At 61.0% G+C, this 26,275-nt stretch carries 26 protein-coding genes, 1 tRNA gene and 1 pseudogene; 18 read left to right on the plus strand and 10 right to left on the minus strand.

Annotated elements, in window-relative coordinates; translation table 11 throughout:
• The first annotated feature begins 53 nt into the window (after nt 1-53).
• The 10 genes and pseudogenes from NB231_RS13465 (at nt 54) to NB231_RS18740 (ending at nt 7,892) form a co-directional block, all read left to right on the plus strand.
• The gene (locus NB231_RS13465) at nt 54-2,147 is read left to right on the plus strand and encodes a RecQ family ATP-dependent DNA helicase (protein ID WP_005003831.1); all 2,094 of its coding nucleotides are present in this window, start codon (nt 54-56) and stop codon (nt 2,145-2,147) included.
• A 3-nt stretch (nt 2,148-2,150) separates the two neighbouring features.
• On the plus strand, nt 2,151-3,524 hold the full coding sequence (locus NB231_RS13470; protein WP_005003832.1) for a DNA-processing protein DprA: 1,374 nt from the start codon (nt 2,151-2,153) through the stop codon (nt 3,522-3,524).
• 197 nt (nt 3,525-3,721) lie between these two features.
• Nucleotides 3,722-3,988 (plus strand): HigA family addiction module antitoxin, encoded by a 267-nt coding sequence (locus tag NB231_RS13475; RefSeq protein ID WP_005003837.1) that lies wholly within the window; start codon nt 3,722-3,724, stop codon nt 3,986-3,988.
• 62 nt (nt 3,989-4,050) lie between these two features.
• Nucleotides 4,051-4,344, plus strand: coding sequence for a CopG family ribbon-helix-helix protein (locus NB231_RS13480; protein WP_005003839.1), 294 nt, complete (start codon nt 4,051-4,053; stop codon nt 4,342-4,344).
• Nucleotides 4,341-4,637, plus strand: coding sequence for a type II toxin-antitoxin system RelE/ParE family toxin (locus NB231_RS13485; RefSeq protein WP_005003840.1), 297 nt, complete (start codon nt 4,341-4,343; stop codon nt 4,635-4,637). The genes NB231_RS13480 and NB231_RS13485 overlap by 4 nt, the downstream gene beginning before the upstream one ends.
• 294 nt (nt 4,638-4,931) lie before the next feature.
• Nucleotides 4,932-6,191: pseudogene (locus tag NB231_RS20165) on the plus strand (DEAD/DEAH box helicase).
• On the plus strand, nt 6,167-6,421 hold the full coding sequence (locus tag NB231_RS13500; protein ID WP_005003843.1) for a hypothetical protein: 255 nt from the start codon (nt 6,167-6,169) through the stop codon (nt 6,419-6,421). Before NB231_RS20165 ends, NB231_RS13500 begins: the two are co-directional and overlap by 25 nt.
• Nucleotides 6,405-7,082 carry a hypothetical protein gene (locus tag NB231_RS13505; protein WP_005003845.1) on the plus strand — a complete coding sequence of 226 codons (678 nt, stop codon included), beginning with the start codon at nt 6,405-6,407 and terminating at the stop codon, nt 7,080-7,082. Before NB231_RS13500 ends, NB231_RS13505 begins: the two co-directional genes overlap by 17 nt.
• A gap of 39 nt (nt 7,083-7,121) precedes the next feature.
• Nucleotides 7,122-7,685 (plus strand): hypothetical protein, encoded by a 564-nt coding sequence (locus tag NB231_RS18735; RefSeq protein WP_156777019.1) that lies wholly within the window; start codon nt 7,122-7,124, stop codon nt 7,683-7,685.
• 36 nt (nt 7,686-7,721) lie between these two features.
• On the plus strand, nt 7,722-7,892 hold the full coding sequence (locus tag NB231_RS18740; RefSeq protein WP_005003850.1) for a glutathione S-transferase family protein: 171 nt from the start codon (nt 7,722-7,724) through the stop codon (nt 7,890-7,892).
• 80 nt (nt 7,893-7,972) lie between these two features.
• Here the strand turns inward: NB231_RS18740 and NB231_RS13515 are convergent, their stop codons facing one another.
• A complete protein-coding gene (locus tag NB231_RS13515) occupies nt 7,973-8,182 on the minus strand; it encodes a dodecin (protein ID WP_005003852.1) in 210 nt (69 codons plus the stop codon).
• Nucleotides 8,183-8,468: 286 nt separating this feature from the next.
• Here NB231_RS13515 and NB231_RS13520 point away from each other — a divergent pair, with 286 nt between their 5' ends.
• A complete protein-coding gene (locus NB231_RS13520) occupies nt 8,469-9,230 on the plus strand; it encodes a hypothetical protein (protein ID WP_156777020.1) in 762 nt (253 codons plus the stop codon).
• A gap of 85 nt (nt 9,231-9,315) precedes the next feature.
• Here the strand turns inward: NB231_RS13520 and NB231_RS13525 are convergent, their stop codons facing one another.
• A complete protein-coding gene (locus tag NB231_RS13525; RefSeq protein ID WP_005003857.1) occupies nt 9,316-10,716 on the minus strand; it encodes a YihY/virulence factor BrkB family protein in 1,401 nt (466 codons plus the stop codon).
• Nucleotides 10,717-10,925: 209 nt separating this feature from the next.
• On the opposite strand from NB231_RS13525, the gene NB231_RS13530 reads away from it, so the two are divergent.
• Entirely contained in the window at nt 10,926-12,581 is a 1,656-nt protein-coding gene (locus tag NB231_RS13530) for an isovaleryl-CoA dehydrogenase (protein WP_005003859.1), read from the plus strand.
• Nucleotides 12,582-12,622: 41 nt separating this feature from the next.
• Here NB231_RS13530 and NB231_RS13535 read toward each other — a convergent pair whose 3' ends face one another.
• From NB231_RS13535 to glpK, 7 genes are all read right to left on the minus strand, one after another.
• Entirely contained in the window at nt 12,623-13,045 is a 423-nt protein-coding gene (locus NB231_RS13535; RefSeq protein ID WP_232210476.1) for a VOC family protein, read from the minus strand.
• Between the two features lie 102 nt (nt 13,046-13,147).
• Nucleotides 13,148-14,302 carry a methionine aminotransferase gene (locus tag NB231_RS13540; protein ID WP_005003862.1) on the minus strand — a complete coding sequence of 385 codons (1,155 nt, stop codon included), beginning with the start codon at nt 14,300-14,302 and terminating at the stop codon, nt 13,148-13,150.
• 597 nt (nt 14,303-14,899) lie between these two features.
• Nucleotides 14,900-15,529, minus strand: coding sequence for an ABC-type transport auxiliary lipoprotein family protein (locus NB231_RS13545; protein ID WP_040662436.1), 630 nt, complete (start codon nt 15,527-15,529; stop codon nt 14,900-14,902).
• Between the two features lie 24 nt (nt 15,530-15,553).
• On the minus strand, nt 15,554-16,468 hold the full coding sequence (locus tag NB231_RS13550) for an MlaD family protein (RefSeq protein WP_005003866.1): 915 nt from the start codon (nt 16,466-16,468) through the stop codon (nt 15,554-15,556).
• The gene (locus NB231_RS13555) at nt 16,453-17,226 is read right to left on the minus strand and encodes an ABC transporter ATP-binding protein (RefSeq protein WP_005003868.1); all 774 of its coding nucleotides are present in this window, start codon (nt 17,224-17,226) and stop codon (nt 16,453-16,455) included. Before NB231_RS13555 ends, NB231_RS13550 begins: the two co-directional genes overlap by 16 nt.
• A gap of 2 nt (nt 17,227-17,228) precedes the next feature.
• Complete coding sequence (locus NB231_RS13560) at nt 17,229-18,323, minus strand: ABC transporter permease (protein WP_005003869.1); 1,095 nt, start codon at nt 18,321-18,323, stop codon at nt 17,229-17,231.
• Between the two features lie 34 nt (nt 18,324-18,357).
• Nucleotides 18,358-19,887 (minus strand): glycerol kinase GlpK, encoded by a 1,530-nt coding sequence (glpK, locus tag NB231_RS13565; protein WP_040662439.1) that lies wholly within the window; start codon nt 19,885-19,887, stop codon nt 18,358-18,360.
• 620 nt (nt 19,888-20,507) lie between these two features.
• Between glpK and bfr the strand changes: the two genes are divergently transcribed.
• The 6 genes from bfr (at nt 20,508) to NB231_RS13595 (ending at nt 25,587) form a co-directional block, all read left to right on the plus strand.
• Nucleotides 20,508-20,972, plus strand: coding sequence for a bacterioferritin (gene bfr, locus NB231_RS13570; protein ID WP_005003875.1), 465 nt, complete (start codon nt 20,508-20,510; stop codon nt 20,970-20,972).
• Between the two features lie 154 nt (nt 20,973-21,126).
• A complete protein-coding gene (locus NB231_RS13575; protein WP_005003876.1) occupies nt 21,127-22,434 on the plus strand; it encodes a M18 family aminopeptidase in 1,308 nt (435 codons plus the stop codon).
• A gap of 10 nt (nt 22,435-22,444) precedes the next feature.
• On the plus strand, nt 22,445-23,443 hold the full coding sequence (locus tag NB231_RS13580) for a biotin--[acetyl-CoA-carboxylase] ligase (protein ID WP_005003878.1): 999 nt from the start codon (nt 22,445-22,447) through the stop codon (nt 23,441-23,443).
• Nucleotides 23,440-24,192, plus strand: coding sequence for a type III pantothenate kinase (locus NB231_RS17035; protein WP_005003880.1), 753 nt, complete (start codon nt 23,440-23,442; stop codon nt 24,190-24,192). Before NB231_RS13580 ends, NB231_RS17035 begins: the two co-directional genes overlap by 4 nt.
• Before the next feature lie 129 nt (nt 24,193-24,321).
• Nucleotides 24,322-24,397, plus strand: a tRNA-Thr gene (locus tag NB231_RS13590).
• Between the two features lie 662 nt (nt 24,398-25,059).
• On the plus strand, nt 25,060-25,587 hold the full coding sequence (locus tag NB231_RS13595; RefSeq protein WP_232210477.1) for a hypothetical protein: 528 nt from the start codon (nt 25,060-25,062) through the stop codon (nt 25,585-25,587).
• 317 nt (nt 25,588-25,904) lie between these two features.
• Here NB231_RS13595 and NB231_RS13600 read toward each other — a convergent pair whose 3' ends face one another.
• On the minus strand, nt 25,905-26,156 hold the full coding sequence (locus NB231_RS13600; RefSeq protein WP_005003888.1) for a hypothetical protein: 252 nt from the start codon (nt 26,154-26,156) through the stop codon (nt 25,905-25,907).
• Nucleotides 26,157-26,275: the final 119 nt, after the last annotated feature.

Consider the following 26,275-nt stretch of genomic DNA (forward strand, 5'->3'; position numbering starts at 1 on the left):
TGTGCGGCCGATACACGTCTGAAGAGACTGGCTACACAACAAGGAGAACGACAGTGAGAGAATACGCCGAACACATATTGCGTAGCGCACTGGACAATCCACAGGCGAGCTTCCATCCGGGCCAGTGGGAGGCAATCGACGCGCTGGTGAACGAACGCAAGAAGCTACTGGTGGTGCAGCGCACGGGGTGGGGCAAGAGTGTGATCTATTTTCTGGTGGCTCGTTTGCTGCGTGAGCAGGGGCGTGGTCCCAGTGTCATTGTTTCTCCGCTGCTGGCGCTGATGCGCAACCAGATAGATGCCGCGGACAGATTGGGTGTCCGTGCCATAACGCTTAATTCTACCAACTACGATCAGGCTGATGATCTCATCGCGGAGATTCAAGCCAACCGCGTGGACTGTCTGCTGGTGTCGCCGGAAAAATTGGCCAATGAAGATTTTGTGACGCGGGCCATCGAGCCAGTGCTGGAGCAGATTGGCTTCCTGGTAGTGGACGAAGCGCATTGCATTTCCGACTGGGGGCATGATTTTCGCCCCGACTATCGGCGGCTGCTGAATATCCTGATGCAAATGCCGCCCAACATGTCGGTGCTAGCGACGACGGCCACGGCAAACAACCGTGTGATTGACGATGTCGTGGCGCAGTTGGGCCATATCGAAGTGCAGCGTGGCCCGCTGATGCGGCATAGCCTGTCTTTGCAAAACGTTGTGCTGTCTGATCAGGGCAGCCGCCTTGCCTGGCTGGCTGATACTTTGCCGAAGTTGCCCGGCACTGGCGTCATCTACGTCCTTACCAAGCGCGATGCACAACAGGTACGCGACTGGCTCGTCCATTGCGGGATCAATGCCCAGGCATATTACAGCGGCATTGAGCATGACGATTTTACCGACACCAACCATTATCGCGAGCATCTGGAAGCGCGGCTACTCAACAACGAGTTGAAGGTGCTGGTTGCCACCACGGCGCTGGGTATGGGCTATGACAAGCCGGACCTGGCCTTTGTCATCCACTACCAGGCGCCGGGCTCTATCGTGTCTTACTACCAGCAGGTAGGCCGTGCCGGCCGTGGCATCAGTCAGGCTTATGGATTTTTGCTGGCTGGTTGCGAGGACCAGGATATTCACGAGTATTTCCGCCGCTCGGCCTTTCCATCCGAAAATCAGGTGCAGAAACTGCTGGATGTGCTGGGCGAGTCTGATGGTCTGTCAGTGGTAGAGTTGCAAAGGCACCTGAATCTGTGTCAGGGACAAATCGACAAGCTGCTCAAGTTCCTGAGCGTAGAAAGTCCGTCGCCTATCTACAAGCAAGACAGGAAGTGGGTGCGGACGCCAGTTTCCTACCAGATGGATCACGAACAAATCGCTCGTCTGACCAGAATGCGCGAGCAGGAATGGCAGGAGGTGCAGGCTTATGTCCAGACCGATGATTGTCTGATGATGTTTCTCGGAAAGGCACTGGATGACCCTTACCTCAATCCGTGCGGCAGATGTGCCAACTGTCTGGGGCAAACACTCGTTGCTACCGAGCCTTCGCTAGATACCGCGCGCAAAGCCTGCCAGTTCATTCGCCACGCGGAATTCGACTTCCAGTCCAGGAGGCAGGTGGCTTCCGGTGCCTTTCCCAAATACAATTTCACGGGCAATTTGCCGCAACGACTGCGCGCCTCGAAAGGTAAAATCCTTAGCCGCTGGAACGATGCTGCCTGGGGCAGACTGGTGGCTGATGATAAGCACGCCGGCCACTTCCAGGATGCGCTGGTCCTTGCCATGGCTGAGATGATTCGCGAGCGCTGGCAGCTTGCGCCGCCACCGCAGTGGGTCACCTGCGTGCCTTCGCTTCGCCACCCCGAACTGGTGCCGGATTTTACCATGCGGCTTGCAGGCCAACTGGGTCTGCCGTTCCGGGCAGTGATCGACAAGGTCAAGGATAACGCGCCGCAAAAGTTACAGGAAAACCGTTACCATCAGTGCAGCAATCTGGATGGTATTTTTGCCATAACGGGCGATGTTACAAATGAACCGGTGCTGTTGGTAGACGACATTATCGACTCAGGCTGGACGATGACCGTGCTAGCCGCACTTCTCAAACAGTATGGCAGCGGTGATGTGTACCCTGTTGCGCTCGCTTCTGCCGCCCCAGGGAAATAATGCATGCTGACCGCCCATACACAGGCTGTTTTACTGCTGACAGCGCATTTCCCCGGAACACAAGCCGGGGATAGCAGTCCCCTCACCAATACAGAGTGGGCTGAATTTGCCTGTTGGCTCAAGGATCACGACCAGCGTCCGGAAGACTTGCTTGCAGCGGATTTTGCTGGGTACCTGGATGGTTGGTCGCACAAGAAGATCACACTAGAACGCCTTGACTCACTGCTGGCTCGGGGCTCCGCCTTGGCTATGGCGCTGGAAAAATGGCAGCGGGCGGGTATTTGGGTGATTACCCGGTCCGATATTAATTACCCAAAATTACTGAAGAAAAAACTGGGCCAGAAGGCGCCGCCTGTATTCTTTGGGAGTGGCAACAGCAGGCTGCTCAACCAAGCGGGGATCGCTATGGTTGGCTCACGCCGGAGCACTGAGCAGGATCTGCGGTACAGCCGTGAATTGGGTGCATGTTGTGCCGGCGCTGCCTATGCCGTGGTATCCGGTGGCGCGCAGGGCGTGGACGAGTCGGCCATGTTGGGTGCGCTAGATGTCGATGGTACAGCTGTGGGCATACTGGCCAAGGAATTGCTGCGTTCGGCCAATTCCACCAAGTACCGTAGACACTTGATAGCGGGTAACCTGGCGCTGGTTTCGCCCTTTAACCCCGAGGCCAGCTTCAATGCAGGTAATGCCATGCAGCGCAATAAGTATATTTACTGTATGGCCCAAGCCGCCATTTCCGTGCACTCCGGCACCAGCGGCGGCACGTGGAACGGCGTGCGAGAAAACCTCAAGCATGGTTGGGTGCCGATGTGGATTAAGCCTACGCAAGACCCCGAGGCAGGCAATGCACTACTGGTGAAAGAGGGGGGCCACTGGTTGCTGGATAAGCCGTCCGAGATCGATTTTGCCGGGCTCGTTCAGCCTGCTAGCGTCCCCAAGCCTTCGGGCGAGCTGATGTCGTTGGCACAATCGGCGGTGCCTGCTAACGGCGATCGCCTGGAGGCCGCCAACATCAGCCTGCAAGCAGCCAGCGAGTTACCCGAAAACGATGCCCTCGCAGTAAAGTGTGGCGCCTCCAGCCAGACGCAATCGGCAACCGGCGCTGGTCTGAAAGTGCCAGATCCATGGCAGTGGGCCTTGGAGGCTGCCAGCCTGCCCCTGTACGAGTATTTCCTACGCATCCTCAAGTACCAAGCCGCCGCCCCAAAAACCATCGAGGAGCTGCAGGTACTGCCTCAGCTTGCTAAGGTTCACAAGGCGCAATTGCAGGCCTGGGTGAAAAAGGCTGCAAAGGACGGGCATATCGACGAGGTGTCATTGGAGGGTAAAACCGTCTGCTATCAATGGAATGAAAGTAGAAACTTGAATTTGCTTTGAAAATCTCTGAGCAAAGCCAGCACCAGAACGGCATCCCAACGAAACCCGAAGCGGTGCGCTACGTCGCCGAGGTACAGGTCGACCTAATCGAGGACGAAAGTGGCTGGTCGCCTTACCTCAGTGTTGGCGACGCGCCTGTTGGCTGAATGACGTGGAGATCGTCGATTACTATTAGGCGAAGCCGATCGAGAAATGCCATGATCGAACTCGCTAACGTCCATTCCGGCGAGGTGCTCTTGGAGGAGTTCCTCATTCCCATGAACATCAGCCAGAACCGCATTGCTCGAGAGATTGGTGTGCCGCCACGGCGCATCAATGAAATCTGCCTAGGCCAGCGCGCTATCAGCGCCGAGACGGCCATTCTGCTTGCCGATTACTTCGGCAACAGCGCCCGCTTCTGGCTCGGTCTGCAGATGGACTACGACTTGGAAGAGGCGCGCAAGCGGCTTCTTTACACAGCCTAGCGTTGTACGCCAGTGTGTAGATTCAACTCGGGCAAGTATTAGGCTTGTGCTAAATTGTGTACATGAGCACACGAGACGAAGATAACAGCCGGGGCGCTACCACCACCTTGACCGTCCGGCTGCCGCCGGAGATCAAAGACCAGCTGGGCGAGCTCGCCGAGCGCACTCGCCGCACGAAATCTTTTCTTGCCGGGGAAGCCATTGCCCGGTACGTAGCTCGCGAACTGGATATCATCGAAGGCATTCAGCGCGGGCTCGAGGACGTGTGGGCCGGGCGCGTAGTGCCGCATGACGAGGCGATGCGGGAAATCCGGGCGACCATCGCGAAAACCGCCAAAACGCCGCAGCCCCGGTGAGGCAGATTGTCTGGTCACAGGATGCGCTCAGCGAATTCAACGACATTGTCGCCTATATCGCCCGCGACAAATTGACCGCCGCCCTGAAGGTGGCCGACCGCATCGAGGAGGCTATTTCCAGCCTCGCCGCTATGCCAACAGGCCGCCGGGGGCGCGTGGCAGGGACTTACGAAAAGGTTGTTTCCGGCCTGCCCTATATCATCGCCTACACCCTCGAGCCGACGCCTGCCGGTGAGGAAATCCTTGCCGTGTTGCGGATAATCCATGGAGCGCGGGACTGGAAGGAAGGATAATGGCCTTAATCTGTCCTTCTGCTTGGGGGTGATGCACCGCCGCCAAATTCGTTGCAAGCTCCAAAGGGTGCGTCGTGCTGCCGGTGCTGCCGGTGCTGCCGGTGCTGACGATTACCTAAGTTAGCGCCCACGGGAAATACCGCACTGCGTACCAGTCCCGTTTTTCAAACCCGACTACGAATAGGCTGACTGCATCGCCTTAGTAGTGCGCCTCAATGGGGTATCGCCGGAGAGGTCTAGTGCATGTTCGAACAGCCATGGATGGCAGCTGAAACGAATTGAATCGGAGAGAGCATGCTTCCCACCGTTGTCGCCGGGGAGCTGCGCGAGGCCGTCAGCCAATTCCTGCGCAGTGCATTCCCCATTGCAACACCCTATTTCCAGCACTCGGAGCTCGCTGGAAGCGGTCCCCATGCGTTGATCGACGATCTGTTGGCGCGTCCCGGCGCCCTGTTCAAGGGACCGTACCTCGATATCAGACTGCCGTTTCGGTTGGCGGAAACCGGCGAGCTGCCTTTCCGGCATCTGCAGGTGCCGTTCCGACCCTATTTTCATCAACTCACGGCGTTCCAACGTCTCTGTGGTGACGCACCGCAGCCTACCATCGTCGCCACTGGCACCGCCACCGCCACCGCCACCGCCACCGCCACCGGCCCCGGCCCCGGCACCGGCTCCGGCAAGACGGAGTGCTTCATGCTGCCGGTGCTGGATGATTGCCTGAGTCGGCGGCAGCGGGGCATCAAGACCATCGTCATCTACCCGATGAATGCACTGGCGAGCGACCAGGCTCGGCGGTTCGCGCAAGAGGCGCACAAGCTGGACACCCGGTTGACCGTAGGCCTCTTCGTGGGCGGCGAGCAGCAGGATGCGCACACCACCATGGGACCGGAGCATGTCATCACCTGCCAGAAGACGCTGCGCTAGAACCCGCCGGATATCCTGCTGACCAACTACAAGATGCTGGATTTCTTGTTGATCCGGCCCAAGGATCAGCTGTTGTGGCGCTGCAACGTGCCGGGCACGCTGCGGTATCTGGTGGTCGATGAGTTGCACACCTTCGATGGCGCGCAGGGTACCGACCTCGCCTGCCTGATCCGCCGGCTGCGGGATCGGCTGGAGGGCGGGCCGGAGTTGGCCTGTGTGGGGACCTCCGCTACGCTCGGCTCGGATTCCATGGACGCCCTGGTCGGCTATGCCAGCGAGGTATTCACGACGGTATTCGATGAGGCGTCCGTTATCGGCGAGGATCGACTGTCCCCGGAGGAGTACCTGCTGGGTCGGACGCAGACGGAGCGGGCGGTGCGGCGTGAGGCGATTCGGTTTTTCGGTTGGCCGGAGCGCCACGAGCAGCGGCTGGACCCGAGCCGCTACGAGAGGCCGAGGATTATCTGTTTCACCAGGCCCGGCTCTGGCTGCATGACCTACCTAGCGAAGAGATTCCGCCCCTCAATGCCGCCGACCAGCGCAAGCGGGCGGCGGCCGCTGTCCGCCTGGGCGAGTTGCTGCACCAGCACCAGGCCTTCCATGAGTTGGTCCGAGCCACCGGCGAGCTGACGGATCTGAGCGTGCTGGCAGAAGACTGGCGGCAGCGCCTGAACCTGCCGAGCCCGGAGCAGGCCCAACGGCTGCTGACCAGCCTGACCTTGCTGGTGGCCGCGGCGCGCCTGTGGCGTGATCGAGAGAGCGAAGACCCGGAGCAAGGGTGCCAGCCCTTCCTCCAAGTGCGTCAGCAGCTATGGCTGCGGGAGCTGCGCCGCCTGGGGTGCAGTGGCCAAGAAGGGTGATAGTCATCTTAACGCGGATCTGCAGTCCTTCTATCAGGCGTGGTTTCAATACTCGTCGCAATCCACCCTGCTGGTGCCGCTGGTGGACGGGCAGGATTCCGACGGTCTGGCGCGGAGCTTGTGTTGCTGTTGTCTGCGTCTGCAGCCGGCGGCGAGTAACGGCACAGCGTGCGCGGAATGTGGCGGCGAGGCGCTGCGCCGGGTCTGGGTGCCGAACATGGTAAAGCCCAATAGCTCGGGCGAGCACGAGCGCCTGCAGTGCCACCACGATTGCCCGGAATGCGGCGCGCGGGATTCGCTCGCTATCGTGGGGTATCGCGCGGCCACGCTGACCAGTGTGATGACGGGGCGGTTGTTCGCCACCCCTTATAATGATGATTTCAAGCTGATCGCCTTCTCGGATTCGGTGCAGGATGCAGCCCATCGGGCCGGCTTCCTCGGTGCCAACACCTGGCGCCAAGTCGTCCGCCAGGCCATGGCCGGTTGGCTGCGCCAGCAGCCCATGGCGCTGACTTTGAAGGAAATGATCGAGCTGCTGCCGGCGTTCTGGCGCGATCGAATCGATCATGACGGGCGTTTTTGCGGCCTTTTCCTAGCGCCGACATGGCCTGGTTTACGATTACCGAGCGCTGACGCAAACCGGGCGTCTGCCCGCCCGTAGCGATTTTCCGGGGCTGGTCAGCCAGCGCCTCCCCTGGGAGTGCGTGGCGGAGTTCGGGCGGCGCGGCACCCTCGGGCGCTCGCAGCGGCCCCCGGCCGCGGTCACGCTTTCGCACCTGGCGAACAACTTCGAGGCGCTGGTGCTGGGCAGTCGCGATACCTGGGCGGTGCGCTGGCTGAAGAAAACGCTCGCCCGGGACGCCGTATTCGCGGCGGCGGAGGCGCGGCAGATTTTCCAGCTCTTTCGCAGGCGCTGACCCGCGCGGGTTGGCTGGTCGAGCGTGCGGCGAGTGGCGAGAGCGTTTATCTGCTGAACCCGGATCGGCTGTCGATTACCGGGCGGAGCCTGAGCGCCGAGTGCAGCCAGTGCCGGCATAGCCTGAGCTTTGCACCGGACTCGCGTGGTCTGTATGCGGGCCTGCCCTGCTTGCGCCCGCAGTGCCTGGGTGCGCTGGAAGTGCGCACCGAGCCGGAGCGCGCGCCGGCAGTCTATCGCAAGCTCGAGCTTGCGCAGGGGCTGATGGATGCCACCGTTGGCATCATTTCTAACCGCAAGTTCCGCGACGACGCGGACAGCGATCCCATTCTCCGTCGTCGCCGCTAACAGATTCCCACGGCCATCGAGGTTATCGCCCAAGCGGTGGGCGATCCCGAGCAGCCGGATCTGGGCGACCTGGCGATCGCCTCCGCTATTGGCTACCTTGATCTGCGTCTTTCGGAAATCGGCTGGCAGCAGCGCGAGACCGGACTGGCGCAGTGGTGCAAACAGATCGACGAACGCCCATCATTGGCTCAGACACGCCCCGCCTAGGTGCGGGGTCGTGCCGTTCTGGTCGAGGCATAGGAGGCATAGCCGATAGTGGTTGGGTGCTTGACGGTCGGTGAACACCGTTATTGCTCCAACCTGAAGCCGGCCTTGAGCACCACTTGGTAATGGGCGACCCGACCGTTTTCGATGTGCCCACGGGTCTCGATGACCTCGAACCATTGTAAATGGTTGACGGTTTTAGAGGCCCGATCGATGGCGTTGGTTATGGCCTCCTCGATGCTATTGGGCGACGAGCCGGCCAACTCAATCAGCTTATAGATATGATCGCTCATTGGGTCATTCTCTCCGCTTTGTTGGTCCGAATGGGTTGGGATGGTCATGTGTTTCTCAAACTATAATAGTCATGCGTTTCTCGAAGTTATAGCAGATAGGCGGTTGAGGCCATGAGAATGTGCTGCTATACAGTGCCTGCGTTGCGGGACGAGGACGGGTCCATGAAACGAGCTAATTTGATGGTCCAATTTATTCATGCATTAATGCACCCAAGGTTTGTCGTACGTCGCTACGGTGGGTAGCTGCAAGAGCGTGCTTGGGGCTTGAGCTGTCAACGGAGTTCTCATGCGCCACGGTGAGTGTTTGCATCGCTGTATGTGGGTAATCCTGCTGTTATTGATCATCAGCATGGCCGGTTGTGCAACGTACGGCGAGCGGGTCGCCCCGGTGCCTTTGCCCTCGGCTCAGGCTGGCGCAGTGGATGTCGATGGCGCCCAGATCTTGGCCCGTGCCTTCGTCGATTCCAAAGCGGCCGAGCAGGCATTCGGATTCGACATACGTGGTGCGGGGCTGCTGCCGGTGCAGTTCGTGGTGGACAACCAAAGCGGCCAGGCGATGGCCGTGCAGTCGCAGCAGACTTTGTTGATCGACCAGCAAGGCAATGCCTGGCCCTTGCTCTCGGCCAAGCGCGCGCAGGAGCGGGTGCAGTCCACGGTCGTGCAGGGCGAGAGCATCAAGGCCGGCGCCAAGACCTCGTTACTTACGGGGCTGGCGGGAGCGGTGGCCGGTGCAGCGGTCGGCATCGTCACGGGTGGCAAGGTCGGCTTATCCGCGGGCAAGGGTGCCGCGGCCGGCGCCGCGCTCGGCGCGATTGGCGGCGGCGCCTCGCGCTACTCCCAGGTGGGCCAGGATGTGCGCCAGGATTTAGAGCAGAACTCGTTGGAAAATCGGGTCATCGGCAAGGGGGAGCTTGTCCACGGTTATCTGTTCTTCCCAGGGAAGGACGAGGCCGACACGGCGCAGTCTTTGCGTCTCGGGCTACGCATTGGTCAGACGACGCGCGTCGTTACTGTTCCGATCACGGCATCGACGGCGGTGGGGGGGTAGGTCTGGTTTCAGGGTAGTATGGCCGTAGTGGCCGCCATTCGGGTAAATCCGCCTTTCCACCCGCTGTTGGGACGCTGTGCATCGCTTAGGGGGCGTTGCGGCTGCGGTGCGATTTGCGCGCATCGAGAGCGACCGAGCTCGGCTGTTCGGTGCTTGTCCCTGCCGATAGGGCGAGATCGCGGATGCTCAACTCGTCGAATCGCTCCGCGGGCGCCACTTCGATTTGCGTCATGTATTGCTGCACTGCCTCCGGGGCGTGTAATCGCTCGGGAGTCAGGCCGCGGTGCTCGCCGTGCCGGCGCAGCGTCGCGAGCGCCTCGCGAACGTGGATGGCTTCGAGCGGCACCGCCGGCAAATAACTCACCGCCTGCGGGCTCTCGATGCGCTCGAGCAGCCTGCAGTCGCTTAACGTGTTCAACACTTCATCGAACGGCTGCTGGGGGAGACGCAGCCGGGCCGCCAGCTGTTCGGCGCTCCACGGCGGTTCGTGGCGGTAGTAGCGTTCGGCTACCAAGACCAGCACGGTCAGCCCAATCCACTCGATCATGCGTAAGGACAGGCGCGGCTCTCGGTGTAGCCAACGCAGATACCGAGGGTGCTGATGATAGTAGGCGATGTTTGACCCGATCAACAGGATCAGCCAGCTCAGATAGAGCCACATCATAAATAAGATCAGGCCGGCGAAGGCTGAATAGATGGCGGTGTACTTGCTGGACGTGGCGATGACGGCGGCAAAAATCCAGCCCGTGATCTGCCAAAGGATACCCGCCACCATGCCACCGACCAGCGCCGAGCTTACCTGGACCCGAGTATTCGGGACGAACGCGTAGATGAACGTAAATGCGCCGATGATGAGCAGAAAAGGCACTATACGGGTGATCAGCTCGATGGCGAGCCCCAGCGGCTGCACCGCGCTCAGCTGTTGCACCGTCTCAGAGCCGAATACCGCTGCAGTAATGCCCAGGGCCGTGAAGATCAGCACAGGCCCGACGAGCAGCACGCTCAGATAATCGCTGAACAATTGTGCCGGTGCGCGCTGGTGGCGGATATGCCAGAGCTCGTTGAACGCCCGCTCGATCTTCTGCATAAGCCCTACCACTGTGTAGAGCAGCAACGCTAAACCTAAGCTGCCCAATACGCCGACCTGGACGTTCTCTACGAATTCGATGATGCGTTGGGTGATCTCGGCCCCTTTGGGACCGAGGGGTGCAAGGAACTGGTTCAGTGCCGGTTCGATCTGATTGTGGACCCCAAATGCCTTCAGCACCGAGAAGCTCACAGCCAGCAGCGGCACCAGCGAGAGCAAGGTGGTGTATACGAGGCTTGTCGCCTGCAGCATCAGCTGTCCTCGGGACAAATCCCGCAACACGGCGTAGCCGAGGCGCAGTACGAATACGCCCGCCGACTTCCACCAGGGATAATCGGTTGTTTCGGCATTCAGCACCTGCTGGATGAACCAGCGCTTGAGTCTTGTAGTGCTTGTCACGGGTTTTCGATCTTTTGTTACGCATCATTATGAGCTTGGGATAAGGGTATCCTTGGTCGCTTGCAACCGATTTTCAATGGCAACTTTTTTCAGTCATACCACCAAGGGATCGGCGAAATGCCCCTCTTGATGAAGACGGATCGAGCGGCTCGCCGGCTTTTTGGGAGCGTATACTGCTTGGAAGGGGTGCGCTGCTCGGGAGATTGTCCATGTCTTCGCGCCATCCGCTTACTGATTTGCCGACTCATCAAGTCACCAATCAGCCGCCGCCGCTCGGCGACTATCAAGCCTTCTCTACGGATCGGGTGCTGTGTGAGGCCGTCAGCCGCGAAGGGGCGCCGTGGGTCAGCGAGTATCTGCGCGCGTTGGGGGCGCTGACCGGCAGCGAGCAGCTCATGGAGCAAGGCTTTTTGGCGAACCGCCAGCCGCCGGAGCTCGTCACCTTCGATCCCTATGGTCGGCGTATCGATGAGGTGCGTTATCACCCGGCCTACCATGAGTTGATGGGTTTGGCGATTCGCCATGGTGTGCATAGCATCGCCTGGGATCGTCAAGGCGAAGGGGGGCACGTCGCCCATGCGGCGGCCTTGTATTTGTTGACCCAGCCGGAGCAGGGTGTGTGTTGCCCCATCACGATGACCCACGCGGCGGTGCCGGCGCTGCGCCTGGAGTCGGCGGTGGCGCAGGACTGGGAGCCGAGGATTCGGGTGCGTGAATACGATCCGCGCTGCTTGCCCAGTTCCGAGAAGGCGGGTGTCACCTTCGGCATGGCCATGACCGAGAAGCAGGGCGGCTCCGATGTCCGGGCCAATACCACGCGTGCTCAAACATTGAGAGGGGACCAATACACGCTGACCGGACACAAGTGGTTTTGTTCTGCGCCGATGTCGGATGCCTTCCTCAGCTTGGCGCAAACGCCGGCGGGATTGACTTGTTTCCTGGTGCCGAGATGGCGTCCGGATGGCCGGCGCAATCCGTTTTTTATCCAACGGCTGAAGGATAAGCTGGGTAATCGCTCCAATGCCTCGGCCGAGATCGAATATTCCGACACCTGGGCACGGCGGGTGGGCGAGGAGGGGCGTGGCGTGCGCACCATCATCGAAATGGTGCAGCAGACGCGCTTGGATGCCGCAACCGCCCCTGTGGGTATGATGCGGCAAGCTTTCGTACAAGCTCTGCACCACGTTCGCCACCGTAGCGCCTTCGGTAAGCCGCTAATCCATCAGCCGTTGATGCGCAATCTGCTTGCCGATCTGGCGCTTGAGCTGGAGGCGGGTGTGGCCTTGCTGCTGCGCATCGCGCGCACCTTCGATCGAGGCGCGCAAGACCCCCATGAGCGCCTGCTCGGGCGAGTGGGCACGGCATTAGCCAAGTACTGGACCAACAAGCGTGCCCCTGAGTTCATCTACGAAGCGATGGAATGCCTCGGTGGTAACGGTTATGTGGAGGAGTCCATTCTACCGCGGCTCTATCGAGAAGCCCCGGTAAACAGTATCTGGGAGGGCTCCGGCAACGTCATCTGCCTGGATGTGTTGCGGGCCATCGAGCGCGATCCGCAGATCGTCCCCGCTTTCCTGACGGAAGTGGACTCGGCGCGCGGTGGGCACCGTAGGCTCGATGCGGCTATTGAGCGGTTCAAACAGGAGCTCGGCTACCGCGAGGCGGCTGAACTGCGGGCTCGGCGGATAGCGGAGCTCATGGCGCTTACCCTGCAGGCGAGCCTGCTGGTGCGCCATGCCCCGGCCGCGGTGGCCGATGCCTTCTGCGAGAGCCGGCTCGGCGGCACCGGAGGAATGCTTTATGGCACGCTTGCCGCGGGGGTTGGAGTCGATGCCATCCTGGAGCGCGCCTGGAGTGCCGAGTAAGAGCGGCGAGCGGTGCCGCCCGGCGCTCCGGATTCGCCCGCCTACCACGTGCCGGTGTTCTCCATGGAAACCCAGGGTTCTTGCGGTGCCAAAGGCTCGTTTTTCTGCAGCAGTTCGATGGATATGCCATCGGGTGAGCGAACGAACGCCATATGGCCGTCACGCGGCGGCCGGTTAATCGGGACGCCATTGTCCATGAGGCGCTGACAGGTGGCGTAAATATCATCGACCCGAAACGCCAAGTGGCCGAAGTTGCGTCCACCCTCGTAGCGCTCCGGATCCCAATTGTAGGTCAGTTCGAGCATCGGCGCACCTTCGCGCAAAGCCCGCCCCTCGTCCTCGGGTGCGGCCAGGAAGATCAATGTGAATCGGCCCCGTTCGCTCTCGCGCCGCCTGATTTCCTTTAGCCCAAGCGTGTTGCAGTAAAAATCCAGCGACTCCTCGAGGTTGCTGATGCGGACCATGGTGTGTAGGTATTGCACGGCGAATCCCCCTGCGCTGTGAGTGATCGTTGAGCGTGAGCACCGGGATAGGAGATGGGAGCCAGTGGCGGCGAAATCTAGGCCTCAAAGAGCGCATAGACGGGCACTGGCCTGCTCCAAGGTCGGCGCTGTCTTGGCGAAACAAAACCGCAGCAGCCGCTGTTGGGGCGGCGGATGCTGGTAGAAAACGGAGATCGGGATCGAGGCCACTCCGGCGTTCGCTAGCAGCTGATCGGCGTACTCTACATCATTGCACGTGGAAAGCTCGCTGTAGTCCAGGAGCTGGAAATAAGTCCCGCGGGTCGGGGTGAAACGAAAGCGGGAGCGCCGCAACATAGCGCAGAAATGGTCCCGTTTCGCCTGGTAGAAGGCAGGGAGCTGCCTATAGTGTTCCGGCTCCTCGGTCATGAAGTGCGCGAAGGCGTGTTGGGCCGGGGTCATGGTGCTGAAGGTCAGGTACTGATGGACTTTGCGCAGCTCCGCCGTCAACCGAGGTGGAGCGATGCAATACCCCACCTTCCAACCGGTGCAATGGTACGTTTTACCAAAAGAGGAGACCACGAACGATCGTGCCGCGAGCTCGGCGTGGCGCAGCAGACTTTGATGTTGGCAGCGGTCGAATACGATGTGTTCGTAGACTTCATCGGCGAGCAGCAAGACATCGGTACTCTGCGTTATTTGCGCTAACGCTTCCAGATCCGTGGGCTTGAATACTGCCCCGGTGGGGTTGTGCGGTGAGTTGAGGATGATCAGCCGGGTGTGTGCCGTCAGCGCATCGCGCACCCGATCCCAATCCACGCGGAAATTCGGTGGACAAAGCGGCAGGTGCCGAACGTGTCCGCCGGCCAGAGTGACTGCGGGCTCATAGGCGTCGTAAGCCGGATCGAAGACAATCACTTCGTCGCCGGCGCGCACGACGGCGCAGATTGCCGCAAACAGGGCCTCCGTCGCGCCGGAGGTGACCGTAATCGCTGCCTGGGCATCCAGCGCGCACCCATAGAGCGCGCATACCTTCGCAGCAATGGCCTCGCGCAGCATCGGCTCCCCCGCTAACGGTGCGTACTGGTTATGACCGGCATGAACCGCCTCGGCGAGCAACGCGCGCAGCCGCTCAGGGACAGGGAAATCCGGAAAGCCTTGCGAGAGATTGATGGCGCCGTGCTCGAGTGCTTTTTGCGACATCACCGAGAAGATGGTCATGCCGAGGTGCGGTAATTTGCTACGAATGGGGCTCGGCATCGCGGCATCGTCCTCGGCAAGGGGTCATGCCGCCGAGGTTGGCAGAGGAGGTGAGCCAATTCAATGCAGCTAATGGCTGTAAGTGGAGCAAGTCCTGCTCGAACGATTTTCCATGTGCCGGTCAGCTCCTTACGGGCAGCCTTGCTGCGCTTGCCGGTATCGGGGGCATCCCCGCAGTCCATTGTTACCGGAGCAAGCGCCCGCCAGCGATTTGCCTATATGGCTCTATCCCTGTTTGCTTGGCGGTGCATCCCTGCGGCAATCGTTCGAGCAGGCTCGCCCCGCTCCCAGCCGCGACCTTTGTTCATGAAGGTCGTATATTGATAGGCATTAGTCGTGCCAACGAGTAAACCCCTTTTAAACCCGTGCTTCTCGACGCGCCGTGCGACTCGCGCTGTCGCCGTCTGGCGTCGCTGTTTCAGGGGCATTGAGCTGCGCGCTACTCGCCTGCTGCTGACCGCCGTCGTCAGAATGTGACGGCCTGGGTCGTCCGGTTCCAGCCGTACGGCCGCGGCCTCGACGGAGACTTGCCCGGCGGGAAAACTCACAGGGCGGACGGACGGGCGGCCAGCCGTGGTCGCGGTGAGCTACGCTGTGTCAGGATGCGCGGGCCTGGTCTGCCAACGCCTTTCGGCAGAATGTCACCACCTCGGCCGCCAATTGCTGCAAAGCGGTGTTTGCCGCCACCACACCGCCGTACGCATCTTCGCTGGGGGCGGTTGTGTTGAGTTCCAGCACCTGGCTCGCAAGCAGCGTGTCGTGCGCCAAATTCACGAGTTGGACGCGCACCACGAGCCGTTCCCGGCTCGGCGGCGCGTTGCTGAAGTCCTGCTCCAAGCGCAACAGCTCGGTGCGTAGACTGTAGTCCACGGCGATGCCGGCGGGGGAGGCGAATGCCGAGCGGAATGGGCCGAGTTGATTCAATGCGCTAGTGAGCGCTTCCCGCAGCATACGGGCCGGGTCGTCCACCCAGCGGCTCAGCGAATAGTAGCGGATCTCCCAAGGCGTGCGCCGGTAGGCCATGGCCGTTGTGTCGTAGCCCGCGGCGACCTGCGGGGGTTCAACCACGATTGCGCCTTGGCGGTCCTCTGGTGGGGTCGAGGCAACGTTGCCAAGCGGTGCTTTGAGTTGCAGTTGATACAGATGGGTTGCTTCTTGGGGGGGCGACGGTAGTACGGAACAGCCGCTTAGTAGCGTAACGGTGGCAAGCAAGACCGGTCTGAGCACGCCACTCTCCTCGTGGTCGGTTTATTATTCGCCGGGTCCGGATGGGCGCCGCCCCGTGCCCCGCAGCAGAGCGGCGGGTTCGCGTTCGAGCTTCTGGATTAGGCGGTCGAGATGGCTCGTCGTGCGACGAATCTGAGCGAAAAGCGCCTTAAGCTCCGGCATGGTGGTGCGAAGGCCCGTCTCGCCGGAGCGACCGAGCCCTGTCAGGGTGGTCGCCGTTTGATTCAGGCTCCGACTCAACTGATCCAACCCCTGCAGACTGCGATCCAGTCGCCCAAGGGTTTTCGGTATGTGGCGCGTAATTTGGGCGCTGTTTTGCGTAATTTGATCCAGGTGCACCAGGGTCTGCTCGATGCGTTCGCTGTTGGTGGCCAGAGTACTGGATAAGCGGGCGAAATCGGCAAGAATGCTCGCTATGGCTTGGCGGTTGTGCTCCGAGAGCAGCTCTTCGAACTGCTTGCCGATTCGGTTCAATGTGCCGATGCCTTCGGAGAGTGCCTGGTCGAGCTGCGTCAACGCGGAGTTCTTTGATCGAATCACAGGATAGGGCTCACCCGGCGGAGCCGATAGGGGCGCTGCGTTCGCGGCGTAGCCAGAGAGCTCGACCAAGGTCGCGCCCGTTAACCCGCGCGGTTTAAAAGCGGCCCTGGTGGCGGTGTTAATGGGCGTGGATCGTGCCGCGGCAAGCACTACATGCACCCGACTGGGGTCGCGGTGGTCGATTGCGATACGCACGACCTTGCCCACGCCGATCCCTTTGTAGGTTACCTGGGCACCCGGAGTGAGCCCAGCCACCGACCCCGCCGTGTACACTGAGTACTGTCGAAATTGTCCTGTGTGCTTCAGCCCACCGGCGAACCACAGTCCGGTTGCAACTAAACCGATGGTGAGCAGGACGACGAACAGCCCTACCAACGTGTAGCTTACTTTTGATCCCATGAGGCTCCTGCCCGCTGCATCCGAGCGCCTCCGAAATAGCAGCGTACGGCTGGCTCAAGTGACTGCGTGAGCGCCTGCGCGGGACCTGAGGCAAGGACCCGGCCTGCGCCGATGAAAGCGATCTCATCGGCAATTTCCCACAGCGAGACGGGATCATGGGTGACCAGAATCACGGTCAGCCCCAGTAAATTACGTAAATGCACGATCAACTTGTCGAACGCCGTAGCGCCCACCGGGTCGAGCCCGGCCGTGGGTTCGTCCAGGAACAGCAGATCCGGGTCCAGCGCAAGTGAACGGGCGAGCGCCGCGCGCTTGGTCATGCCGCCGGAGAGCTCGCTTGGATAAAGCGTGGCGGCCTCCGGAGCCAACCCGGCCAGGCGAAGTTTAAGCCGTGCAATCTCGTAGACGGCCGAGCGTGGCAGCGCGGTGTGTTCCCGCAGCGGAAAGGCGACGTTATCCAACACCGTCATTCCAGTGAACAGGGCGCCACGCTGGAACATCACGCCCATCCGGCCGCGCAGCCCCCGCTCGGCGGAACGAGACAAGGTGGTCGTGGCCTGGCCGAAGAGCTCGATCGTGCCCGCTACAGGTTGCAACAGCAGCGCCATGGCTCTCAATAAAACGGTTTTGCCCGATCCGCTGCTGCCGGCGATAGCGGTGAGGCAGCCGGCTTGGATATCTAGGTTCAATTCATTATGTACAGTTCGATCGCCAAGGCGGGTCACCAGGTTGCGGATCCGTATTGCCGGGTCAGCCATGCTCAAAGACCTAACCAACTGAAAAGGACGATCGAGAACACGGCGTCAGCCACGATGACCCAGAATATGCCCTGGACCACGCTGATCGTGGTATACCGTCCGACTTCATCGGCGCTGTAACGAATTCGGAAGCCCTGGTAACAACCGATGCTGGCGATCAGGGCGGCAAACACCGGAGCCTTGGCGATGCCGACCCAGAACATGTTCGGGGGCACTGCGGTGGGTAGGCGTCGCAAAAAGACGTCGAAGTCCACGCCGTACAAGAGGCTCGAAACCAACATCCCGCCCAGCAGACCGATGGCGTCTGCCCAGACCGTGAGCAGCGGTAACGCAATGAGCAGCGCTAAAAATTTGGGCAACACCAGCATTTCGAAGGGGGTAACCCCCATGGTGCGCAGCGCATCGACCTCTTCGGTGAGGTGCATGGTCCCAATCTGCGCCGTGTAGGAGGCGCCCGTGCGCCCGGCGACGATGACCGCGGTCATCAATGGCCCCATCTCGCGCAGGATGATAACGCCCAGCAGATCAACCAGGAAAATGTTGGCACCATAAGTTTGCAGGATATCGCCGCTTTGATAGGCCATGACGATGCCGATCAGAAAGGCAAGTAGGCCGATGATTGGTATCGCCATTACCCCTGCGCGTTCGAGCTCTACGGCGATCTCATGCCAGCGTAAGCGATGTGGGCGCAGCATCCGGGGGAGGCTGTCGGCGGTAAGGCGACCGATGAAGGCCAGATACTCGGTTATACCAAAACAGCCGTCGGTGACCCTGCGACCCAGCCGTTCCAATGGATTGCTGTATGGGCGCCGCGGTGTCACCTCCATTTCGCTGGCGACGAGCTTGAGCACGGCGTGTCGCTCGGCGCTGACGTCCTCCAGCTGCACACTGGCACCAGCGGTGCGTAGCCGGCGGCAGAGCCGTTGCACCATGACCGCGCCGGCGGTATCCAGGGTGGAGATTTCGCCCAAGTTGATTCGCCATTCACCGCTTGTCATCGGCGCGTTACGCCGGATTTGCCGCTCTACGGCGGCAAGCCGCTCTACAGACCAATCCCCCGAGCAGATGACACGCCGCTGTGCGACCCGCCAGTTCAATCGGGGCTCGGGTTCTGTGGTTGCAAATGCTTCTCTAATGACGTGTATCCTGGCTGCGACTGGGGTCGTTGTGTCCAGCGGTCAAAACTTGGCGCAGCGCCTGGGCCCAGCCGAGCAGGCATCGTTCGCGTTCGCTCACGCTGATGCTCGGCTGGTAAAGGGCCGCGGGCCGCCAGTGATGCCGAATATCCTCCAACGAGGGCCAGATGCCGGCCTGCAACCCGGCCAGATAGGCGGCGCCGAGCGCGGTGGTTTCGATCACGTGCGGACGCTCCACGGTCAGGTCGACCAGGTCCGCCAGACGCTGCAGTAGCCACGCATTGGCCGCCATGCCACCGTCGACCCGCAGCCTTTGCGGAGGCTCACCGGCGTCGCTCGCCATGGCGACCATGAGATCGTGGGTCTGGTAGCAGACCGCTTCCAGCGCCGCGCGGGCGATTTCCGCCGGCCCGGTATCATGAGTGATCCCGGACAGCGCGCCGCGCGCATGGGGATCCCAATGCGGGGCGCCCAGCCCGGAGAAGGCCGGCACCAGGTAAACGCCTTTGTTCGATTCCAGCCGCCGTGCGTACTCCTCGCTTTCGGCCGCGTTGCGCAGTAGCCCGAGTGAGTCACGCAGCCACTTGATCGCGGCGCCGGCAATAAAGATCGAGCCCTCCAGGGCGTAGGTCGGCTCACCGCCGAGGCGATAGGCGAGCGTGGTGAGCAGCCGATTACGTGAAGCTACCGGCCGCGCACCGGTGTTGAGCAGCGCAAAGCAGCCCGTGCCATAGGTGCTTTTGACCATGCCGGGGCTGAAGCAACCCTGACCCACCATGGCGGCGTGCTGATCGCCGGCGACACCTTGGACGGGTAGGGCGCGGCCGAAATGGGTTGGCTCTGTCCGGCCGAACTCGGCTGCACAGTCGCGTACTTCAGGCAGCATTTTCGGCGGCACCTGGAATAGTGTGAGCAACTCCTCATCCCATTGCTGGGTGTGGATGTTGAACAGCAGAGTGCGGGCGGCATTGGTGGCGTCGGTCGCATGTATGCGCCCGTTGCTGAGCCGCCACAATAGATAGCTATCGACGGTGCCGAAGGCCAGGCGACCCATTTCGGCCTGGCGGCGCGCACCCTCGACATGGTCGAGGATCCAGGCGAGTTTTGTTGCCGAGAAGTAGGGGTCCAGCAGCAGCCCCGTGCGGGCGGTGATGTCTGCCTCGTGCCCTTGGGCGCGTAGCTGGGCACAATGCTCGGCCGTGCGTCGATCTTGCCAGACGATGGCGTTGTAGACAGGCTGTCCGGTCTGTCGGTCCCAGACCAGCGTGGTCTCACGCTGGTTGGTGATGCCCATGCTGAGCACTTCGGCGCCGGCCTTCTCGGCCCGTGCGAGCGCTTCGCGGCAGACGGCCACCGTGGAGCGGTAAATATCGTCCGGGCGCTGCTCCACCCAGCCTGCCTGGGGGTAGAGCTGGGGGAATTCCTGCGCCGCCGCGGCCGCGATGCCTCCTGCAGTGTCAAAGACGATTGCTCGGGAGCTGGTTGTGCCTTGGTCTACGGCGAGAATGGCCGGTCGGTTTGCCATGTCTTTATTTTCGCTAGCCTCTTGCCGACGACAGTGCCGCCGGGGGATGAAATTACTGAGCCCCATCGAGGTAAGTTCGGCTCTGCTTGGAATGTTTCGTTGCCGGCGGCAAATGTCAAGTCGCGGCATGGCGGCTGTTGGGTTTGCCCGTTTATGTTGCACCGGGCAAATTCACTGGGTTCGATATCAGCGTTTTGCGAAATGAGTCACGGTCAGCAAGGCTCGGCGTGCAGCGCTGGGGTTGTTTGCAAAAATTGTAGATAAGTTCGCAGTTTCCCCGGTCGGACGTGGCTAATCTACCCAACAGTCACGATCGGTGCTAATAGCGCCGGTGTGGCGGGATAGGAGTGATGCAACCGTTGCTGCGAGTAGTAGCTGAGCTTGGCCCGAGCCCTGTGGCTCGGGCTTTTTTATGCGCGCCCGGCTCGGTCCGGCCCGGTGCGGGTTAGTGAATCACGCCGTGCCTCCGTCGCTCGAGGTAATGCCAGGCACTTGCCACTGCGGATCGAAACAAGAATACTTATCTAGTCAAATATCAAATTAAATCAATAGTTTATCACTTGAAATAAGAGCTTGCAGCGCCTATGGTACAGATGAACATCTAGCTGGAGGAGCTAGCCATGAAAGGCGACAAGAAAGTCATCGATTATCTGAACAAAGCGCTGACCAATGAGCTGACGGCCATCAATCAGTATTTCCTGCATGCCCGCATGTATAAGAACTGGGGGCTGCACGAGTTGAACGAGCATGAGTATCACGAATCCATCGATGAGATGAAGCACGCTGACAAGCTCATCGAACGGATTCTGTTCCTCGAAGGGCTGCCGAACCTGCAGGACCTCGGCAAGCTGCTGGTCGGTGAGAATCCGAAGGAAATGCTGGAGCTCGACCTCAAGCTCGAACGGGATGCGGTGCCGTTGCTGCGCGAAGCCATCGCGCATTGCGAGACGACTCAGGACTACATCAGCCGCGAACTGTTCGAGGACATCCTCGAGAGCGAGGAAGATCATATCGACTGGCTTGAGACTCAGCTCGACCTGATTAAGCGCGTCGGGCTTGAAAACTACTTACAGTCAAAGATGTAAGATGTTCAGCGCAGGCTGGATAAAAAGCCCAACTGCGGTTGGGCTTTTTTTTGTGGTGGACGCCGGGCAAAGTGCATACCCACGGCGGAGCCGCAATCAATGCTAGTATGAGCCGAATCGGTAATTGTCTTGGGAGCGAGGTTCGGGAGCGGCAATGCAATCACCGCAGGAACGCGAGCCGGCGCGGCGTTTGCTGGAATTCATCGATGAGAGCCCTTCGCCGTGGCATGCGGCTGCACGGCTGACCGCCGCTTTGAGCGCGGCCGGATTCGTCGCGCTGGATGAGGCACAACCCTGGGATCTGGTCCCTGGCCGAGGGTACTACGTCATTCGCGGTGGCTCCTCGGTCATCGCCTTTCGCCTCGGCGAGCGCCCGCTGCAGGGCGCGGGGCTGCGGATTATCGGGGCGCATACGGATTCGCCCGGTTTGCGGGTCAAACCAGCCGGCGCGAGCATCCGCGGCGACATGGCGATGTTGGGCGTGGAAGTCTATGGTGGACCGATCCTCGCGAGCTTTGCCGACCGCGATCTGACGTTGGCCGGGCGGGTATTGGTGCAGACCGGAACGGGCCAGGAAGAGCGGCTCTACCGGTATCCGGGGGCACTGGTGCGGCTGCCCAATCTGGCGATCCACATGAATCGCAACGTCAACGAGGAAGGATTGCGTTTTGACCCACAGGAGCAGCTGCCGCTGATCTTCGAGTGCAGCGAAACCGAGCCGGAGCCGACGGAAGACCGATTTCGGCAGCGCCTCGCCGGTTGGCTGGATATTTCGCCGCAGAGCCTGCGGTCTTGGGAATTGGCCGTGGTGGATACGCAGCCCGGTGCCTTCTTCGGTCCGGCCGAGGAGTTTGTTGCCACGGCCCGACTCGATAATCTGGCTTCCTGTCATGCAGCCCTGGAAGCCATATTAACGGTGGAGCCTACTGCCGGAGTGTCACTGATCGCCTGTTTCGATCACGAGGAGGTGGGCTCGGAGAGCTACCAGGGGGCCGCCGGCTGCTTCCTGCCCGATACGCTAGAGGCTATTCGTGTGGCGCTCGGTGTCGAGCGTGCCGTATTACAGCGCGAGCTCGCCGGCGGTTGGCTGCTCAGCGCGGATATGGCGCATGCCTATCACCCCAATTTCCCAGCTTATTATGACGAGCCCCACGCCCCGCGAGTGAACGCCGGCCCGGTGATCAAGCTCAATGCCAAACAGCGCTATGCCACCGATGCGGTGGGCGATGCTTATTTTCAAGCGCTCTGCGAGCGGGCCGGCGTGCCCTGGCAGCGCTACGTTCACCGCGCAAACCTCCCCTGCGGCAGCACCATAGGCCCGATCTGTGCCGCCCGCCTCGGTCTGCGCACCGTGGACATCGGTGCGCCGATGTGGTCCATGCACAGTATTCGCGAGAGCGCCGGCGCATTCGATCACGGCTACATGATCCGTGCGCTCAGCGCATTTTTTGCCGAGGTGTAAGGAACTCGCCGTGCAGGTATCGACGCGCCGGGCCGCGGGACGAGAGGCGCGGCTTTTCGAGTTGCTGGCCGATGGGCGGTTTCATTCTGGTGAGGCCATTGCCCGGACTTTGGGCGTGAGTCGAGCGGCGGTTTGGAAGAATATGCAACGCCTGCGGGCACTGGGCGGCGCGATCGATGCCGTCCGTGGGCGTGGTTATCGCAGCCGCTATCCCATCGAGGCGCTCTCGGCGGAGAGTATCGCCGCCCATCTGGACCCGCTCGTGCAAGCGCGGCTGGATCGGCTCGATGTCGTGACAAGCATCGATTCCACTAATGCGGCGCTGCTTGGCGAGGCGCTTAGCGATCGGCGGGTGCTTTTTGCCGAGCATCAACGCTGTGGCCGCGGCCGGCGCGGCCGGCGCTGGGAATCACCTTGGTGCGGCGGGCTGTATCTGTCACTGCGCTGGGTTTATACCGATCTGCCTTCAGGCCCTGGTGCGCTGGCCCTGCTAGTCGGGGTGGCACTTGCCGATACGCTGGAGGCGCTCGGCTACGGGGCCATCGGTGTCAAATGGCCGAACGATTTGATCCGGGATGGGCGCAAGCTCGGCGGGGTGCTCATCGAACTCGCCGGCGATCCGACTGGAACGTGCCGGTTGGTCATCGGGGTTGGCATTAATTGGCAATTGCCGCCGGCGCTCGAAGCAGAACTCGATCAGCCCGCCACCGGTCTCATGGATACCGTTCACACTGCTCGGCTGCCGGGCCGCAATCAGGTGGCAGCGGCGCTAATCGATGCCTTGGTGCGCGCTTGTCATGCCTTCCCCGCTGATCTCGACGCCGCGTTGGCCGAGCGCTGGCCGCGGCGCGACGTGCTCTACGGCCGTGAAATCACCATCCGCCAGCCCTCCGGGTTCGTCACCGGGCGCATGGCCGGCATCGACCGGGAAGGCGCTCTGCTGCTCGACACGCCAGTCGGTCAGCAGCGGTTTTACAGCGGCGATATCCGGGTGAGACTCACCGAATGAAGCTGCTGCTCGATATCGGCAATAGCCGGATCAAGTGGGCCTGCGCCGAGGGTGGGCGGCTCGTCGGCGCCGCCGCTGCTGCTGTGCTCCCTCATGGGGGCGCTGTGCTGGAAGAGCTGCTTGCGAGCTGGGCTGTGCTCCAAGCCCCGAGCGGCGGTGTGCTTGGCGTTTCGGTCGCCGCGCCGCGCATCGCCCGCGAGATCGATGATTGGGTCGAACGACACTGGGCCTGTCATCTGCAGTGGCTTACTACCCCGCGCGCCGGGGGCGGCATTCAGATCGCCTACCCGCAGCCGGCGGCATTGGGTGCCGATCGTTGGGCGGCCATGGTAGCTGCTCGGCACCGGGGCTGCTTGCCGGCTTGTGTAGTCGATTGTGGCACCGCCGTGACGCTGGATGCCGTAGACGGCGCGGGGCGCCACCTGGGCGGGGTCATCGTGCCCGGGCTTGGGGCGATGCGGCGCTCGCTCACCGAGCGCGCCCATCAGCTCCCTGCGGTCGGCGACGGTTGCATAGAGGCACTGGCGACGGACACCCCCACCGGCATCCGCAGCGGTACTCTGCTGGGCCTCGCGGCACTGATTGACGGTCTGGTCGATCGATTGGCGGAACGCAGCGGTTTGCCGCTGCAGCCGCTGTTGACCGGGGGAGACGCCGCGCTGCTTCTCCCCTGGCTTACCCGACGGTATGAGCACGCGCCCAACCTGACCCTGGAAGGGCTCGCCGTGCTTGCGGAGGAAGGGATCTGAGGCCAATCGTTATTTTTAAGCTGGCGCCGGATTGACAACCGAATGGCGCGCCGCGCTATGCTAAGCTTCCTAGGTGTGCGGACTGACGATTGCCCGGTGCGCAGCGGGGGTAGCCTGCAAGACAAGCAAGCTGGCGTAGCTCAGTTGGTAGAGCAGCTGATTTGTAATCAGCCGGTCGGGGGTTCGAATCCTCTCGCCAGCTCCATTAAAAACAATTAGTTATAATTGCTGTTCCCCGTGTGTGACTTTCTGTGTAGACGATATGTAGACGCTGACCGCTTCCAGATTACGCTTGCCGACACCTATGAATCCTTCCGGCCATCATCATCTGATGTGGGTGGCTAATTGAGCGGCCGGCCATACGCGTCGCGATCGCTCAATGACCGCGCATTCAGCAGAAGCGGGCATTCAGTTCTAACCGCCTTACGTTCGATATCGACCCGGGGCGAACGGACAAGGGACTGCACGGAACTGGCAGCGACAGTGGGGTTCCATGTGCTCAAGATGAAAGCACGATATTGCGGATAGGGGAGATGCGGCCACTGAAGAGGCCTGTCCATTCAGTGGCTTATGGATGTCTACTCTCTGCTGGACGCTCAGGAGCATCTGATTTATTCATCACACCGGCGGAGGCCGGTGTCCAGGCTCTTGATTTGACTGGATTCCGGCTTTCGCCGGAATGACGAAAAGGCAATTGATCGGGGTTTTCCTCAATATCGTGCCGGCACAGTTATTCAGTATACGTGCCGACTAGATAATCACTGTTGGACGAAGCCGCTTCGCGGAGGAGAACGGCGGCGTTCGATTTACTGAATAATGGCGACTAAACCCCAAGCTAAAGCCATGGCAGCGATCCATCGCGCTCAGGTGCGTGATGAACTACGCCAAGCAGATGAACAGAGCCTTGACGCTCGGGTCGACCGCTACCTTGAGGTCAACCATGCGGGCATCATTGGCAACCACTATTTCGCCGCTGCGTCCTCGGAATGCATCAATTTGTACCGTGACGGGCACTTCATTGCGGCGGTAATGGCTACCCAGGCCGTTAATGAGGGCATGCTCAAGTTCCTGGAGGAGAGGAACGGCCTTTGCTGTGCCAACCACGATGATCTCATGAAGACCTTACGGCAAAGGGACATCATGACGCAGAAATGTGTCGGGGCAGCAGAGAAAATTTGGAAAAGTTTCCGGAACGACGTGCATCACATGAACCCGAAGGTGTCCACCATTTCGTTTCCGGAATTGGCGAGGACGAACCTTCAGTCTTTGGCCGTCGTTGAGGGAGAGATATTTGGAGTTGATATCGTTGATGGGAAACTGTGCCCGAAACAGCCCAAGTACTGGGACATACAGAGCGACGACACCGTCCCAGTCTTCCTGAGGCTCGGCATATGAAAACCGAACAAAGCGTATATGGACTCGGATATCGAAAAGCGATGCTGGTTCCTTGCTCTGATTTTTGCTGCCGGTGATGTGAGGCTTTATGCGGCAACGGGCGAACGCGATGGCGGTGTCACCATGAGCGTATGGAAGCAAGACGATGGGACATGGAGCAACGCGCACGGCGATCGTGGCGCGTGTAGCCCTGATCAGGTCTTGCGATCACGGCTTGTGCCCTGCGGGCGGCTTTGTTCAGCATTCCAAGATTGCCTCCCACCGCCTGGTGCTTGATGCGGCTTGGACTCCACGCGTACTTGACGGCGTGCGGCGGCTTACGAGCCGTGGATTCTGGAGTTGAACCGTGTGTACATCTTCGCCAACCTGTCCCGTGTCTTTCGTTGAGCCCGGGTGGCGCCGCGAGCCCAGTATTCGACGTCGCGCTTCGTGATGCCGTGCTTGAGAAGCTCGGCGGAGTGCTTGCCGGCTTGAACCTGCTTGGCCCAACTGGTGGTGTGGCTCAACTCGTGATTTAGGCGTGCCAGTTCGCCGGCGAGCGCATCCAGGAATTGTTGGTCTGGGTTCATAGCGTTCCCCCTGCCTATATGGTTTTCGAGGACTTCTCGCCGCTGGCCGTGGTTCCGAACGGACGCGGCGTTTGGGGTTATGGAAGCAAAGCCGACGCATATTGAGCATTGGCAATATT

Origin of the sequence: Nitrococcus mobilis Nb-231 (assembly GCF_000153205.1) — a bacterium.
Classification (GTDB): domain Bacteria; phylum Pseudomonadota; class Gammaproteobacteria; order Nitrococcales; family Nitrococcaceae; genus Nitrococcus; species Nitrococcus mobilis.